Annotated in this window: 11 protein-coding genes; 7 read left to right on the forward strand and 4 right to left on the reverse strand. The window is 43.3% G+C overall.

Features of this window, described 5'->3' with window-relative positions; translation table 11 throughout:
- Positions 1–173 precede the first annotated feature (173 nt).
- On the reverse strand, positions 174–2,174 hold the full coding sequence (locus tag N667_RS18480; RefSeq protein ID WP_051530002.1) for a hypothetical protein: 2,001 nt from the start codon (positions 2,172–2,174) through the stop codon (positions 174–176).
- A 219-nt stretch (positions 2,175–2,393) separates the two neighbouring features.
- Between N667_RS18480 and N667_RS0108915 the strand changes: the two genes are divergently transcribed.
- The 3 genes from N667_RS0108915 to N667_RS0108925 all read left to right on the forward strand — a co-directional run bounded on the left by N667_RS0108915 (position 2,394) and on the right by N667_RS0108925 (position 6,850).
- Positions 2,394–3,638 (forward strand): CAP domain-containing protein, encoded by a 1,245-nt coding sequence (locus N667_RS0108915; protein ID WP_232223942.1) that lies wholly within the window; start codon positions 2,394–2,396, stop codon positions 3,636–3,638.
- Between the two features lie 226 nt (positions 3,639–3,864).
- Positions 3,865–6,306 (forward strand): phosphodiester glycosidase family protein, encoded by a 2,442-nt coding sequence (locus N667_RS19105; protein ID WP_156936102.1) that lies wholly within the window; start codon positions 3,865–3,867, stop codon positions 6,304–6,306.
- Between the two features lie 148 nt (positions 6,307–6,454).
- Entirely contained in the window at positions 6,455–6,850 is a 396-nt protein-coding gene (locus N667_RS0108925) for a hypothetical protein (protein ID WP_027409249.1), read from the forward strand.
- Between the two features lie 15 nt (positions 6,851–6,865).
- Here the strand turns inward: N667_RS0108925 and N667_RS0108930 are convergent, their stop codons facing one another.
- On the reverse strand, positions 6,866–8,794 hold the full coding sequence (locus tag N667_RS0108930; protein WP_027409250.1) for a WD40 repeat domain-containing protein: 1,929 nt from the start codon (positions 8,792–8,794) through the stop codon (positions 6,866–6,868).
- Positions 8,795–8,909: 115 nt separating this feature from the next.
- Between N667_RS0108930 and N667_RS0108935 the strand changes: the two genes are divergently transcribed.
- The 3 genes from N667_RS0108935 (at position 8,910) to N667_RS18490 (ending at position 11,822) form a co-directional block, all read left to right on the forward strand.
- Entirely contained in the window at positions 8,910–9,647 is a 738-nt protein-coding gene (locus N667_RS0108935) for a hypothetical protein (protein ID WP_051530003.1), read from the forward strand.
- A gap of 26 nt (positions 9,648–9,673) precedes the next feature.
- Complete coding sequence (locus N667_RS0108940; RefSeq protein ID WP_027409252.1) at positions 9,674–11,071, forward strand: S41 family peptidase; 1,398 nt, start codon at positions 9,674–9,676, stop codon at positions 11,069–11,071.
- 235 nt (positions 11,072–11,306) lie between these two features.
- Positions 11,307–11,822, forward strand: a complete 516-nt coding sequence (locus N667_RS18490; protein WP_051530004.1) for a C40 family peptidase — start codon at positions 11,307–11,309, stop codon at positions 11,820–11,822.
- A 207-nt stretch (positions 11,823–12,029) separates the two neighbouring features.
- Here the strand turns inward: N667_RS18490 and N667_RS0108950 are convergent, their stop codons facing one another.
- Positions 12,030–12,920: an accessory Sec system S-layer assembly protein gene (locus N667_RS0108950; protein ID WP_027409253.1), complete on the reverse strand. Its 891-nt coding sequence runs from the start codon at positions 12,918–12,920 to the stop codon at positions 12,030–12,032.
- Between the two features lie 14 nt (positions 12,921–12,934).
- Positions 12,935–15,307, reverse strand: coding sequence for an accessory Sec system translocase SecA2 (gene secA2 / locus N667_RS0108955; protein ID WP_027409254.1), 2,373 nt, complete (start codon positions 15,305–15,307; stop codon positions 12,935–12,937).
- Positions 15,308–15,523: 216 nt separating this feature from the next.
- Here secA2 and N667_RS0108960 point away from each other — a divergent pair, with 216 nt between their 5' ends.
- Complete coding sequence (locus N667_RS0108960; RefSeq protein ID WP_027409255.1) at positions 15,524–16,606, forward strand: glycosyltransferase family 4 protein; 1,083 nt, start codon at positions 15,524–15,526, stop codon at positions 16,604–16,606.
- Positions 16,607–16,745 lie beyond the last annotated feature (139 nt).

Genomic DNA, 16,745 nt, shown 5'->3' on the forward strand with positions numbered 1-16,745 from the left:
TAAGCAATCCGACTAGGCTATACTACTATATAATGCACGTTAAGACAATAGGGATTGCATGTAAATGTTTATTATGCAGTTGTAACATAATGCATAGTGTTTCAGCACTGTCAAATTAACTAAAAGAAATAACCCTCTCGCTTATTGAAGGAGAGGGTTATTTTCTCTGCTGTTTAAGGGTTCGTTTTGGCGATAGGGTACATCCACATGTCTGAAAGGTAGCGAAAATAGAGATTTCCCCATCGGTCTTGCGCTAAATCTTTTGCGTTATCTTCTTTCAGTATAAATAGTTCCCACGTTTCAGGATTTAGTTTGAACAATTTCCCTTCCACCGTTCCGTATAAAAATCCGTCGAGTCCGAATAAAATTTTTCCGTTTTTAAATCGGCCTGAAATAGCTGGAACGATTTGTTTCGTTTTGAATTCATTTGTCGCAGTGTTGTAGGAAAACACTGTGCCATCGGCCATGCCCCAGATGACGGTATCATTTTGATTGAGCAGGGTGGCAATAATATGGGCTTTAAAAGGAAGAGGAATCAGTTCTTTTTGATTTTCTTCACCGCTTTTGAAACGGAAAAACTTTGCATCTTCCTTTGCGGTTTTGAAATTCGCAAATATGCTTGTTCCTCCGTAAATATACTCTCCGCTTTTTACTAGAGATACAATACTTTGGTCATTGATATAATTTTCGTAAATGTCACTTTGGTTTGTTAGTGTGTTGTATTTAACAAGCAGGCCGCCTTTGTCGCTTTTTTCAGGATATGTTCCGATGTAGAGAGTGTCGTCTAACGAAGCTAACGCAGTGACCCTTTCTTGACCGTATACCGAAAGATCGAATAACTGCTTCGGATTAATAGGAGCTCCTTTCCACTCTTGCTCTGTATTGTACTCGTAAACTCGCGCTTTCGGATACCCGCCTAGATACACCATATTTCCTTTAAACAACATGCTTTCGATTTGGCCTATTCCGCTTAGTTGCCTTGATTGGTTTGTTTGTGGATCGTACAGCGCCAGTCCTCCCGACAGGAAGCCATTGATATATATTTGGTCTCCCTGTTCATTTTGCATCATCGTATACAGTTCAATTGGCTGTTTTGGCAAAACGGCGGTTTTTAAATATAATTTGTTTTTGCTCGTATCAGCAATAAAATATCCTCCTTGATTATCGTATAATCCGGCAAGTACTAGTTCATTGCGGTTCATGTTTTTAACTCTCACCCAGTCTAACGATAAAGAATCGTTTCCTTGTCTTAGCACTTTATCCGGAAGAACCATTTTCGTTTTTATTTTTTGTTTGGTGATCAGGTTGTACTTATAGAAGACACCTTTATTTGTATAATACACTTCTTTTTTATCATTCATGGCCGATACATATCTGGCTGTCGCATCGAATTCGTCAATGACTTTTTTTCGTTTTATATCAAAGACGAGAAATTTATTGGCGGGTTCAATTTTGGCGAATAGTAATCCACCCGTTATTCTCATTTTTGTGACAAATGCTTCTGTTTTGTATTTGGCCGGAAGAATCGATTCTTTTTTTCCGGTCGATAAATTCCAAGCCAATAGATCTGCTTTTGTTCCAAGCCCGATATAAAGTGTATTGTTTTTTTCATCATAAGCAAGCCCTCTGGCGAACTGCTTATCGTACATTAATCTCATAACGGGCGTATCTCTTTTTTCTTTTCTTTTCGAGAAGCTAAAAAATGCTCCGCCATTCGCTGTGGCGCCGAATACTTTTGTTTCTAAAGCTAAAATTTCTTGAATGCTGCTTTCTGAAGAACCGTCTAGCTGATTTCCGTAGTCCCTGAATTGAAAGGTATTAGGATCGAATGAATAGATGTTTCCTTGTGTAGTTCCACCGATCCATACTTTGCCTTTAGGATCAATATCGATAGCCCAAGCGCTTGTTGAATTGGCTAATTGATAGGTACGCACCGTTTTTCCTGTATTTAAGTTCACGACGCTAAATGCGGCGGGCATTCCTTGCAAAATAACATATAGATATGGAGTTCCTCGCTTATCGCTTCCTGTTTTTGATGCCAGGGTGACCGCGTTATAAATTTGCGGTCCAATTTTTATAAAACTCGCCTCATTATCTGCTTTAGCGGTAAAAGAAGAAATGGTAACAGTTGTAATTAGCGATATCATTAAAGAAAAAAATAACTTTTGCCTCATGCTGTCCTCCCATTTACGCATAAACAGTCTGATTCATATATAGCAATAATTTACGACACGAGTCAACCTTTTTCGACAAAATCTGACGTTGGCTGTTTTTCGTTTTTATGAGAGAATGCTGAATCTATTTCTCTTCTAAAATTGGTACAAACAGTCTGTTATAAAAATCTTCTTTTCCTAGTATGATAGGGATAAGTCGAGTTTTAAGGAGGGAGCGCTGTGGTTCAGGTGATGAAGGTGTGGTTGGCAGCGATTATTTTATTGGTCGGTAGTTTATTTGGCTCGACAACTCCAAAGGCAGCTGGAACGGAAAGCTGTGCTTCTTACACGGGGAATGAAAAGGTTTGGTGGAACGGGTCAGAGTTAAAGCCAGGGCAAATCGGGCGGCTGACAGTGTTGAAGAAAACGAGCTTAGTAAAATTCAATGGCAACACGCCAGTGGCGGTACGCACGCTTGCTCCGGGCAGTTCTTACCGAATTTATGCTTTTAAGTCCGATTATTTGGGTGTCGGCGGCGGTTATTATGTTAAGCGGGATGCGAATGTAAAATACGAAACGCCTTCAAAAGCGAAGTTAGCGGAGGTTGCTTGCATCGAGCAGGCGAAGTCCATGAGTGCCGTTGTTTCGATGAACCGGCTGGCCGTTGGCGATTCGCGGGCGAAGGTAGAGGCGATTTACGGAAAAGCGAAACGAAAGACGGTCAATGATTACGGCTTATATTGGGAAACATATGACCGCGGCAGCTATAAAGATTTTCTTATGGTGAGTTACAAAAATGACCGCATTGCCGCTATGTATACGAACCAGCCGATTGTCAGCACAAAGACAGGAATTGCGCTTGGCGCTTCAAAACAGGAAGTGGAGAAGAAATACGGAACGCCGCTTTCTTATATTCAAAAAGGAAACGCGCGATATATGATTGCAGATGATGAGTACGATATGTATTTAATTAATGGGAATTATGTAACATTTTTTTATGACAAATACAATAACAACCGTGTAACGGCGGTGCAAATCGTAAAAAGAGAGCTGGAGGAAGGAAAAAAAGGTTTTTATGGTACGGCCAGTACATCGTTGCGCACCGCTTATGAGTATCAAATTTTTGATTTAGTTAATGCGGTTCGGTTAAAAAACAAGCTTCCGCTATTGACGTGGGACGGAAAAGTCGCTGTAACCGCGAGAAAGCATAGTGAAGATATGGCGGAACATGGGTATTTTGATCATAAGAATTTACAAGGGCTGTCTCCATTTGACCGTATGGAGCGAGACGGAATTTCGTATCATGTAGCTGGGGAAAACATCGCTTATGGACAATTTAATGCCATTTTCGTTCATGAAGCGTGGATGAATTCGTACGATCACCGTCGCAATGTTTTATATCAGGACTTTCAGCGGTTAGGGGTAGGAGTGGCATTCAACACTGCCGGCCAGCCGTATTATACGCAAGATTTTTATACACCATAATTGTTATCAATGATAATGAAGGAACGAGAGCGTGCTGCTTGAGTTCCTTTTCTTTTTGTGCATTTAAGATAATTTCTTCTATAATTAAATATACAAAAATGGAATTACAAATATAATAGAGGGAAATTATAACTGAATTTATGGAAACTATGACCTTTTTTGTCGTATAATAGATGATGTATGTCGAAAGAAGTCTATGAAACTAGTAAAAAGGGAGAGTTTCCAAATGTTACGCAAATGGTTGGCTAGTCTTTTCTTTGCGGCTTTGTTTGTATGGGCGTTGGCGGAGCCGAATGTGCAGGCGGCTGCTGTGTACTGGGAAGGGACAAAGCTTGTAAAAGGACAGATTGGCAAAATCGAAATATTGAAACCCATTAATCTATGGAAAAAAGAGAACGGAACATTTCGTTCTGTGAGGGTATTAAAACCGGGGGAACAGTATCGCGTCTATTCATCTGACGGGAAGCAGTACGGCCTCGGCAACAATTTGTACGTTACGAACATTAAAGGATACGTATTGTATAAAACACCGCCAAAAGAAAAATTAAAACTTGTGAATCCCGAGCGCTACGGTATAAGAAAGCTGTCTCTCGGAACAGTGACCGATGAATCTTCGACCGTTATTGTGCCGGGAGTGAAAAAATCAGAGTTGGAGATTTATAGCGATCGCGGCAAGCAGCATGTGTATAAACTCGATATTAATTTAGCAATGGAGCAGATCGGAATGGAAACAGCGCTGTCAGATGAACAAGTGCTTGGCATAGAGCCGGTTCTAGATCAGGCAAAACGGGCTGATGTAGAAGGCGATGTTGTTCTCGGCGCGGTGAATGGCGACTATTTTAAAGATAATGGTTCTCCAACGGATTTAATGGTTCATAACGGAGAGATTATTACGACCAATATGACGCCAATAGATCAGCGCGTCATTTTCGGCATCAACGCAAACGGAAAGGCGATGATCGGCAACCCAGATGTCCAACTCGCAATGACCATCAACGGAAAGAATCCGCATATCATTCATTCGATCAACAAGCGCCGCGATGCCAACCATCTTGTTCTTTATACTCCATATTTCTCAGCAACGACATTGACGAATTCGCTTGGGACGGAAGTGGTGCTGACGAACTTGCAAGGGAAGCTGAATGGAAATGGAACCATGATTGGTACTGTGAAAGAAGTCGTGACTGGTGTAGGAAGCGCACCGCTTCTTCCGGGCGAAATCGTGCTATCGGGTCACGGCGAGGCAAGCAGTTACTTGAAGCAAGCAAAAATCGGCGATACGGTCGAAATCTCCATTCAATATGACCAGGCAGCGTGGAATGGTGTCGAGGAGGCGATCGGAGGAAGATACCGTCTTGTAGCTGGTGGTGTCGCACAATCTTTTAATATTGCGGGGGTGCACCCGCGCACAGCAATTGGAATCGATAAAAACGGAAACGTATTTACTGTTGTAGTAGACGGGCGCAATCCATCACACAGCAACGGCGTTACGCTGAACGAGTTAGCCAAGTTAATGAAAGATTTTGGGGCGGTGGATGCGATGACGTTCGATGGAGGCGGCTCCTCAACATTTGTTGTGCGGCAGCCGAATGGGAAGCTCGCGGTCATCAACAAACCGTCGGATGGAACCGCCCGGCCGGTAGCGAATTCACTGCTTGTCGTGTATCGGGGACAAGCAAAGGATGTGAAGCAGCTTGCCATTGAACCGCAGGAAATCACGTTGTGGGCAGGAGAGACCTATCGAAATCTCGGTTTATCGGTCAAAGGTGTTACATTAACAGGGGCAACAGTTCCTCTATCGCAACCTGTCACATGGAGTTCAAACGCGGGAACGTTTTTGCAAGACGGTTCGTTTATTGCAGCGAAACAGCCGACGCAAGGCACGATGACCGCCTCTTTGGGCAGCGCAGCGGGAAGCATTGGCGTCCGTGTCGTCAACGAGGTGGATCAGCTTATGGTGCAGCCGAACGAAATTTATATTCACGAGAACGGCTCGCAACCTCTCAGCATTCAAGCTTTTTATCAAGGCAAGAAAATCATGATCAATCCAACAAGCTTCCGTTATACCGTTTCTAATGGCCTTGGAACGGTTGAAAACGGTACGTTTAAAGCAGCCGGCAAGCAAGGAACAGGAACCGTGACGGTTCAGATTGGCGCAAAAACGGCCGTCATTCCGGTGACCGTCGGAATTCCGGACAAGGTAACGATTGAAGATTTTGAGAATACGAGCAACCAATGGCTTGCCTCTGGAACGAACTATGTTGCCGCGAGCGTATCGCTAACGAATAACGTGGTTCAAAACGGCCAAGGCGCGTTGCAAATTGCTTATGATTTTAGCGGCAAGCCGGGGACATCCGGAGTGTATGCGGCGGCGAAAACCGGTATGGTGCTAAAGGGAAGACCGACGAAAATCGGCATGTGGCTATATGGGGATGCGAAGGGCCACTGGCTGCGGGCACAAATAAAAGATGGAAGCGGCAAGCGGTATTGGCTCGATTTTGCGAAAAGCGTTGATTGGACAGGGTGGAAATACGTCACGGCGGATCTTCCATCTAATGTCGTGTTGCCGATTACATTAGAAATGCCGGTTCGCTATATGGAGGTTAATGAAGCGAACAAAAATGCCGGAACGATATATATTGACGACATTCAGGCGATTTACAACTAGGGGCTCTTCTAATGGGGTGCCCCTTTTGTACGCTGTTTATTGGTTCGATGTCTTGAATTTCCATAGAAAAACGTTTGCATTTCATTTGAAAGTATGTATATCATAAAACAGAATCGCTAAAAAATCTGGAGGGGGTTATAACGCTTTTATGACAAATCAAGACCTATTGAAACAATTACAGGAAAACCCTCCTAAATTAATCGGGGGCTATAAAAAACAAGGCTGGGCCGTCAAAGTATTAGAAAAAATCAGCAATCACGATATTGAGGAAGAAGGAAATGGCTTAGTTACGGCAAAGGCCGTTCTTGAAGCAAAGGACGAAACATATTATCCAGCATTTCTTACATTAAATATATTGGAAAAAGGGAAAATTGTCGGGTTATATTTGATTGCGGAAAATAAAGAACAGTTCGATTTGATTCCATTCGAGCTTGCTCAACCGTTTTTGAATAAACAGGATAGCGATTTGTTGCCGTTTCGCTATCGCACGTTGGCGAAAATTGAAGGGGACGAACAGCAGGAAAATTGGCCGGATTTTAGTTAAAGGAGTGAGGGGAACTCACTCCTTTTTTAGCATCCATAAGTTTTCTTTTATTTTGTAGTACAGATTGCCGACGTTGTCTTGGGCAATGTCTTCGGCGCCATCTACTAAAAATTCTAATTTATCGGTGTTTGGATTGATGCGGAATAGCTTTCGTTCGACGACACCGTAAATCCAACCGTCCTTTCCGGCTAAGAGAGTACCATTGCGGATGTATCCGCTTGTAGTCGGGACGATCTTCATAGCAGAGGTCTTATTTTTCTTTGGATCATAGGTGAATAAATTGCCGTCGGAAAGGCCCCATATTTTTCCGTTCGGTCCTGCCATGAGCGCGTGAATGAGACGCGGATGTGCGAGCGGCAGCTTTATTTTTTCCACCGCGCTTGTCGGTTTGTTTGCTCGCAGGCGGAAAAACACGGCGTCGACTTTCCCGCTTAAGTTTTTGCCGCTGAAAATCGAGGTGCCGCCATACACGTAACCGTTATAGTATGTTAGCGCTGAGACGCTTTGTTCAGGGATGAGGTTGCGGCGTGTTATTTTCTGTTTCGTTTGTATATCGTACACGGTAAGGGCTCCGCCAATTTCTCCATTTTTCGGGTGCGATCCGATAAATAGCGTATGGTTGGCAGCTGTCATCGAAAGCGGCCGATCTTGGCCGTAGCCAATCGAAAAGAGCGGGGTGGCTGTTTCCGGTTGGTTCGGATTCCACTCGTAAATAATCGCTCCGGGATACACGCCGAGATAAAGTTTTCCGTTGAACGGCATCATGCTTTCCGCTTGACCGATATGCTTTACAAGCATCGTTTGTTGGGAAACGGGGTTAAAGATGCCAAGCTGCCCAGAAACGAATCCGCTGCTGTAAATCCATCCGTTCGGTCCTGTTGCGATGTTGTAAATCGTCACCGCTTGCGGCGGAAGAGGGAGCTTGTCAATCCGCTTTTCTCCTGTTTTCAGATTGTAAAAAAGATACGTTCCTGAATTGCCAAGCAGACCGACTAAAGCATCATTGCCATCGCGCAGTTTCACAAAATCAAGAGAAACCGCTTCTGTTCCTTTTAGGGTCCCCGGAATCGCTTCACTTGTTTTTGTATTTAAATTGAAGCGATACAATTGGTATTGGTGCGTGTAATATACGACGTTTTCATCAGGAGCTTTTGGCGATACGCCGCGCGAACTTGCCGGCAGCTCCCCTAAAAATTTGTACGTTTTCGCATCAAATAATAAAATCTTTTTGCTTGGCTCTAGTTTGGCAAATAGGATGCCGCCTGCTTCATCTAAATCATAAATGGAAGTTTCCGCTTTGTATTTTTGCGGAAGAATCGGGAGTTTTTGATTTGTTTTTAAATTCCACGCTACAAGCTCGGCTTTGGCTCCCAGACCAACGAACAGTGTGTTTGCAGTTGAGGAGTAGGCGAGGCTTCGCGCCAGCTTTTTCCCCGAAATGACTTGTCCATAATTCGTAAAGCCTTTTTCCTTTGTATATTTAAAAACATCTCCATTCGGCGAACTGCTTCCGTATATGTCACTTCCCACAACTTCTAGATCGTGAATCGATGTAGAGGAAGATCCGCTTACTTTTCCGATATCTGTTAATTGTTTGGTGTTCGGATTATATTTATATAAATGCGCTGTCGGTGTTCCACCGATCCAAACCATTCCATCATGATTGACAGTAATAGCCCAAGCGCTTGACGATGAGGCGAGCGGTTTTTCGTCAACGAGTTGATTTGTTTCAAGATTGACAACGACAAGTTTGGCTGGTTCTCCTTGCATTGTAATATACATTTGCGGTGTTCCATCGCTTGTTGTTCCGGCGGCTGCATTCATGGCAATCACGTTTTGAATTTGCGGTCCGATTTTAACAGAAGAGTAGCCTGCATAGGCCATTGGCGTGTAAAACATGACTAGTATAAAAGGGATGATTAAAATAAAAGATTTTCTGATCATCGTGCTGTGCCCCCTTTGTTATAATTTTACCATAACAGATTTATGTATTTATTGAAATATTATTTTAATTTCTATTAAAATGGATGTATATTCTAGAGAATAGTAGGTGAGTTTCGTGGGCAAATCAACCATATGGCTCGGGCGGTTCATGGCTGTTGTAACCGTGTTGTTTCTTGCGGCGGTTTTTCTGCCTAGTCAGACGAAAGCAGCATCCATCCAGCCAGTCGTAGAAAAGCTAGAACGCAATGCCAAGCAGCTTGATCAGAAAATTCGGTCAACCGCATTCGAAAAGCCGTACAGCCTCTTTAATGAGACGAAAAAAAGCTACAGCGCGGCAAAGAAGGAAGTAGGGAGACTAAAGGACGGCCCAACAAAACGCCAGTATACGAAACGGATTGATGCGGCTTATCTCACGATTCAGAAAGCGTCGTATTATATTAGCGCGATTGAAAGTGGAGAGAAGCTACTAACGTTGAAATCCCGCATTGATCGGGCACTTTCCGCCGGAGATGTCGATACGCTTTATGATGTTTATCCTTCGTTTGCCAATCAGTTGAAAAAAGCGTCTGCGCTTATTCAAAAGGCAAGTTATCCATCGGTTCGACAAAAGATGGTTGAAAAGTTCCAGCATCCTGCCGAATCAACGAAGCAGAGAGCCTTTTATCCAATGAATATCATGCTCGCTTTTGACCGCATCATTGACGCCTATGATAACGATGATGTGGAAGAAGCAGAGCGCTTGCTTGCTTTATGCGATCAATGGCTTGCCAACGTGAAAGACGCGAAAACGAAGAAAGAGTTGAGCCTTTATTTGGAAGATTTTAAGGCTCCTGTGATTATTGATGTGGAATAATGACCTTGTGAAAGAAGGGAACCGTTATGCGGAAAGTAATGAAAAATTTTCTTATTCCTTTTGTCTTTCTATTTTCATTCACGGCGTCGACGTGGAATGTTTCAGCCGCCACGACTACGACGCTCGATGAGATTCGTGATTATATTCGTCAATATTATGTAGATCTGGTGAGCGAGGACGTATTAAAAGGCTCGACACCACAGGATATCGTGAAGCATTTAGATAAATACTCCACTTATATGACGAAGGAAGAGTATCAGCAATTTCTTGATTCGATCAATATGGAATTTGTCGGAATCGGTGTAGAAATGGATGAAGATCCTGCGGGGATTAAAGTCGTATCCGTACTGAAGGATGGACCGGCGGCACGGGCAGGCTTGCAGGCAGGAGATGTGATTACGGAAGTAGACGGTCAAAAAGTAGCCGGCCATGCATCGGAACAAGCCGTAACGTTGATTACAGGACAAGAAGGAACAACGGTGCATTTGCAGGTGCTTCGCCCAGCGACGAATGAAACGCTGTCATTTGATGTGGTGCGCGAAAAAGTCAATTGGCCCAATGTCGAGTTTTCTAGATTAGCAGGAAATATCGGATATATTCGTCTTTATACTTTTGATACAGACTCTGTGAAAGATATTGAACAGGCGATTCGTTCTCTTTCTGGGGTAAAGGGATGGATCTTCGATTTGCGTGATAATCCAGGAGGATATGTCGATACGGCCCAACAGATCCTTGGCTTTTTCCCGAATGTAAGAAAGGCGTTTCAGCTTCGCGACCGATCCAATCAACCGGAACTATATGGCGCCATCCCGCAATCCATTAAAATGAACGGGCCGATCGATGTGCTTGTCAATTCTTCAAGCGCCAGCGCTTCGGAAATGCTGGCGGCCTCTGTCAAAGACCAAAGAGCTGCTACGTTATATGGACAGCGAACGTTTGGAAAGGGATCGATGCAGCAAATTTTTGAATTATCGGATGGCAGTGTGTTGAAATTGACGATCGCACGCTTCTTCTCTCCGAATGGAACAGCGATTCACGAGGTCGGAGTCAAACCGAATGTGACGACGGCTGTTAATAAGGAGCTGACGACAGCGCACCGCGATTTAATCGTAAAACAGCTGAGTTCGTACCAGTCGCTCGGAAAATTGCGCAATGTCCCGGCGGATAAAATGTTTACGATGAAGTTTTCGCGCAAGTTGTTAGCCACAGATACTAGCAAACTAGGGATCAAAATGTACGAGCTTGGAGCGCAAGAAGTTCCAGTGACCGCTCAAATCAGCAAAGGAACACAGCTTGTCATTAAACCGAATAATCCTCTTAAAAAAGGTAGTTCTTATATACTAGTAATTCCGCCGACGCTGAAAAGCAAGGAAGGCGTTGTCATGAAGAAAGGCGCCTTTTTGGAATTCAGTGTAGCAAAATAGGAGATTTTAGCATAATGAAGGAGACCGGCTCAAAGTTATGAGCCGGTTTTTTTACGAGAATTTTGTAGAAAAATGAAATTTGAGAGTAAAATTTGTAACACAATTGTAATATTAAAACGAATTTTTAATAGGAATGAAACACAACAAATTGTCGAAATATTGTACAATTTTATCGGGTATATTGATATAGTTCATTCGTATCAGCGAACAATGCTGCATTGCTAGGAGGGAACGAATGAAACGGGGGCTCATACTAACAATATTTTCATTCCTATTTTTCTTTAGCAGTTATATACATACGTTCGCGGCAGAGCCAAAGAAAGATATTGTCGAATTCAGCAAACAATATATCGGCGTTCCTTACAAATGGGGAGGTACGACGCCAAAAGGGTTCGACTGTTCCGGTTTTGTCACCTATGTGTACCGCGAGTTTGGCGTCAACTTGCCAAGAACAGCAGAAGAACAGTATAAAAAAGGGAAAAAAGTGGAGAAGGGCAAGTTAGCGGTTGGAGATTTAGTGTTTTTTGCAACGTACAAAAAAACGGCTTCGCACGCCGGGATCTACATTGGTGACAATCAATTTATTCACGCGAGTTCGTCAAAAGGTGTGACGGTTTCTGCTCTTGATGAAAAATATTGGAAAAACTCTTATTTAGGTGCTCGTCGTTATTTCGACACAAACGATGTGGCACAAGCGCTCCAGATTCATCCGTTAGCAATGCAGAGCGGATTTAGTTTGTTGTACCGTTAATGATATAGTATCTAAAAAGATGCTGTTTGAGACAAGGAAAGCGTTCCCTGTTCGAAACAGCATCTTTTTATTTATGACTGCGAAGTCTCCCGCTCTAAAAAGATGAAAGGGGGGCGGTTAGCAGGTTTTTGGATTGGTTCGTCACGTTAGATGCATAAAACAAAGGAACTTCCTTCTCTCGGAAGTTCCTTTTTTCGTAGCAGCTCATCAAGAGCGGGGCGGATATACTTTCCAGCTCGTTAAATCGATATGTTCTTTCAGCAGCAAATGAGCCGGGAAAATAAACGTCCACGGTTTGCTTGTGTTCGCTTTGACTTCGAAATCTTCGAGATGGAACGCTCCTTTACAAACAATATCGCCAGAGGCATCTTCAACGATTAGCGGAATTTGCTCCAACTGGATATTTTTATCGCTGCCGTTGCGAATCAGCAATGTGACCATTAAATCGTGATTGTCATTTATTTTTGCTTCCAGTCCCATAAAATTAATTTCTCCGGCGGAAAGCGGCGGCAATGTTTCGATCATCCTTTGCAAATGCTCCCGCTGCTCTGTTGACAACGCTTGTTCCCAGCTTGCCGCTAAATCGAGGCGATGCTCTTGCGGTTTTGCGGCTTGCTTAAGCTCAAAGGCAATTTTCCATCCTTCTTGCGGAATTTTATCAACGAGCTTGTCTTCCGCTGAAAAGAGAAACCGCCACGGTCTTGCCGTCATTGGCGGCAATTCTCCAAAGCTGTCCATCTCAAACGTCCGCTTCGCAATCGCTTGTCCATTTTCATCAAGGAGCAGCAAATTGATTTGTTCAAAGCGAATCGGTTTTGGCAGCGTGCTGCGCAAAAAGGCAACCACGACAAATCCTTCGTTGTATTCGATCAGTTTCATGCCTGAAATCGAAATTTGATTCGGCTTTAACGCCGGCAGCTGTTGATGATGAAATTGGTAGACGTACTTTTCTTGCGGCGGCAAATCCCAATCAGGGTGAAAAGATAGCTTCGTTTTAACTTCATCTGTTTGTATGCCTTCATCTTGTCGCGTAGTCGATTCGGAATGAAGAGCAGTAAGATTTTCATCGGTTTTTTTAGTTTTTCGTCTAAAAATCATTCACACAATCCCCCTTATTGGTCGCCGTCTACGTCAAATTGGCTTTTAAGATAGTTCATAAAGCGAATCGAAATATCGGCTTCAATATCCTGCTTTAGACGGACGAACTCTTGAAATGCTTCCATTTCGAAAAGGCGGTACGGATCTTCCTGGCCATATCCGCGCAAATGAATGCCGTCTTTTATGTGGTTGATCGTATCGAGATGGCGAATCCAATTTGAATCGATCGTTTGGACCATGAATCGGCGCAACTGCGCTGCGAGCGCTTCGTCTCCTTGGAGCGCTAGCAAATCTGTTTTTAATTTCTCGTATTCTTCTAAGACGATCTTTTCAATTTGATCTTTTTCTAGTTCTTTCAAATCATCGATTGTTTTGTCAAAGCGCAAAAAGACAAACGATAATTCTTCATAAAGGCCCTTAATGTTCCATTCTTCGTAAAAAACATCAGGCAAACAATATTTTTCGATGGTTTGCAGCAAATAATTTTTTATATAATCAAGCGCTTCGGCCAAAATTTCATCTTCTTCGCATGCGAGCACGCGATCGCGCATTTGGTAAATAATTTTGCTTTGCTGGTCTATGACCGTATCAAGTTTTAACAAATGGGATCGCGCGGAATGATGGGCGTGCTCAATCGTTTCTTGCACCTTTCTTACAAATTTAATAGGGTCTGGGGAAACGATAAGCCCGTCTTCATCTGTTTTAATTTTGCTTGTCCATTTTTCCAATTCTTCTTTGTCGTATCCTTTAAATAGCTCATCTTCTAAAGAGATGATGAATTGCGAAGAGCCCGGATCTCCTTGGCGTCCCGCTCGCCCGCGCAGCTGCATGTCGATGCGGTTGCTTTCATGACGTTCCGTTCCGATAATATGCAACCCGCCAAGTTCAGCGACACCTTCCCCTAGCAAAATGTCTGTTCCGCGTCCGGCCATGTTGGTAGCGAGCATGACTTGCCCTTTTTGCCCCGCAAGCGCAATAATGCGCGCTTCATCCTCTTCTGTTTTTGCATTTAAAATTTGATGTTGGATGCCGTGTTTGGCTAAATATTGCGACAATCGTTCCGATTGGGCAATCGATGTTGTACCGATTAACACCGGGCGGCCAATATCGTTCATTTTCTTTACTTCAGCGACAATTTTTTTCGCCTTTGCTTCGTATGTGCGATAAACGAGATCGTTCATGTCAACGCGGCGTCGCGGCTTATTCGTTGGAATCGTGACGACATGGAGGCGATACGTATCCCAAAACTCATCTTTTGATGGGGTAGCGCTCCCTGTCATGCCGCAGAGCGTTTCGTACATGCGGAAATAGTTTTGCACAGTGATAGTGGCTTGAACGTCGTTTTCCTCAGTAATTTCGACCCCTTCTTTTGCCTCGATGGCCTGATGCAATCCGTCGCTAAATGTCCGGCCTTCCATAATCCGTCCCGTAAATTGATCGACGAGAAGCACTTTTCCGTCTTTCACGATATAATCGACATCGCGTTTCATAATCATGAAGGCGCGCAATGACTGCATCACGTTATGCAGCAGCGCTTGATGCTCCGCATCGTACAAGTTGTCGATGCCGAATGCTTGTTCAATTTTTGCCGCTCCTCTATCGGTTAAAAAGATTTGTTTTGTTTCTGGGTATAACTCATAATCTTCTTCCGCTTTAAAATGTTTGACAACTTGGGCTGTAATTTTAAACAGCTCAGCTCCGACGCTTGATTTATTGGCAATAATAAGCGGTGTGCGAGCTTCATCGATTAAAATGCTGTCAATTTCATCAACGATGGCGTAATGAAGCTTTCGCTGCACTTTTTCGGCCATGTCGTATACCATGTTATCGCGCAAGTAGTCAAAGCCGAATTCGGTTCCTGTTCCGTATGTAATATCCGCCTGATATGCTTGCTTTTTCTCGTGCGGGGACATTTGCGAAATATTTAGCCCAACGGTCAGCCCTAAAAATTCAAATACTTTTCCCATCTGCTCGCGGTCGCGGCGCGCTAAATATTCGTTGGCAGTAATAATGTGCACGCCTTTTCCTTCAAGAGCATGCAAGTAGCTTGGGAGGGTCGCTACTAACGTTTTGCCTTCCCCTGTTTGCATTTCGGCGATATTTCCTTCATGTAAAACAAAGCCTCCAATAAGCTGCACATCGTAATGACGCAAACCGATGACGCGCTTAGCTGCTTCCCGCACAACCGCAAACGCCTCAATTTTTAAATCGTCAAGCGTCTTGCCTTCGCTTAATTGTTGCTTAAAATGATCCGTTTTTGCTTGCAGTTGCTCGTCGGTTAAAGAGGCTATTTGTGGTTCTAATGCATTGACCTGTTCGACGAGTTTTTGTAACCTCTTTATATCGCGGGCGCTTTCGTCAAATAATTTTTTCATCTTTGTTAACATGATTCTCTCTCCTACTTAAATTCATTCCTAGACGAATTATAACATACTATAGCAAAAAGGAACTGCTTCGGATGAAAGGAAAAAAATACAAAATCCCGTTACATCATCCAAACTTGCCGAATGTTTTGAAACAAAAAAAGATTGATTTACGTCGCTTATGTGGTAACATAAAAATGATGTGTAACTTATCAATCCCAGGTCAAAGGTGATCTATTTATGAACATGCAAGCAATTGTGGCGTTTTTTGCCTCGTTTTTGACGGTTATTGCAGTGACGCCTCTTGTTATAAAGTTTGCGATCAAGATCGGTGCAATTGATAAACCAAATGAAAGAAAAGTGCATACGCGAGTGATGCCGCGTCTTGGCGGTTTAGCTATTTTCATCGGCGTTATTGCAGGTTATTTTGCCGGGGGAGTTTATAACGAACAGGTGACAGGAATTACGGTAGGGGCTATTTTGATTGTCCTTATCGGCATGCTTGATGACTTATACGAGTTGTCGGCAAAAGTGAAGTTTCTTGGTCAGCTTATCGTCGCGATTTTAGTTGTCGCGAGCGGACTAAAAGTGGATCTTTTAACGATTCCTTTTGTTGGAAAATTTGATGTAGGTTTATGGAGCTACCCGATTACAATTTTTTGGATTATCGGCATTACGAACGCCATTAACTTGATTGATGGTCTTGATGGCCTTTCGGCTGGCATTTCTGCGATTGGAGTAGCAACGATCGCTGCGTTGGCGGGCATGGCCGATAAAGTGTTGATTTTTACATTATCCCTTATTATATTGGGTAGCATTATTGGATTTCTATTCTACAATTTCCATCCAGCGAAAATATTTATGGGGGATACAGGAGCTTTATTTTTAGGGTATGCCATCTCGGTGCTCTCGCTTCTCGGTCTATATAAAAGCGTCACGCTATTCAGTTTTGTAGTCCCTGTCATTATTCTTGGCGTGCCGATCTTTGATACGACCTTTGCGATTATTCGCCGCATTGTCAATAAAAAACCAATTTCCGCTCCAGACAAATCCCACTTGCATCATCGGTTGTTGGCGCTCGGTTTTTCCCACCGCAACACGGTGCTGCTAATTTACTGCTTTGGCATTATGTTTGGAGTCAGCGCTATTTTATTTTCTTCCTCGACACTATGGCAATCGATCTTGCTTGTATTCGGGCTGCTTGTGTTAGGGGAAATTTTGGCGGAGCTCATCGGTCTTGTCAATGAGCAGTACAAGCCGTTTATGACTTTGATCCGCAAGCTTGTTCGCGGTGGAAGAAAAGTATATGGCGACCATCAGTAAGCGCATAGAGCATGTTGGCCGTTTGTGTCTGTTGCAGGTACAAACGGTTTTTTTCAGGTGAGAATATGCGAAATTTGTCAAAAAAGAGCACTATATAAACCAAAAAATGTGATAAACTAATCGTGTTATCAGTTTGATA

Source organism: Anoxybacillus tepidamans PS2, from assembly GCF_000620165.1.
Taxonomy (GTDB): Bacteria; Bacillota; Bacilli; order Bacillales; family Anoxybacillaceae; genus Anoxybacteroides; species Anoxybacteroides tepidamans_A.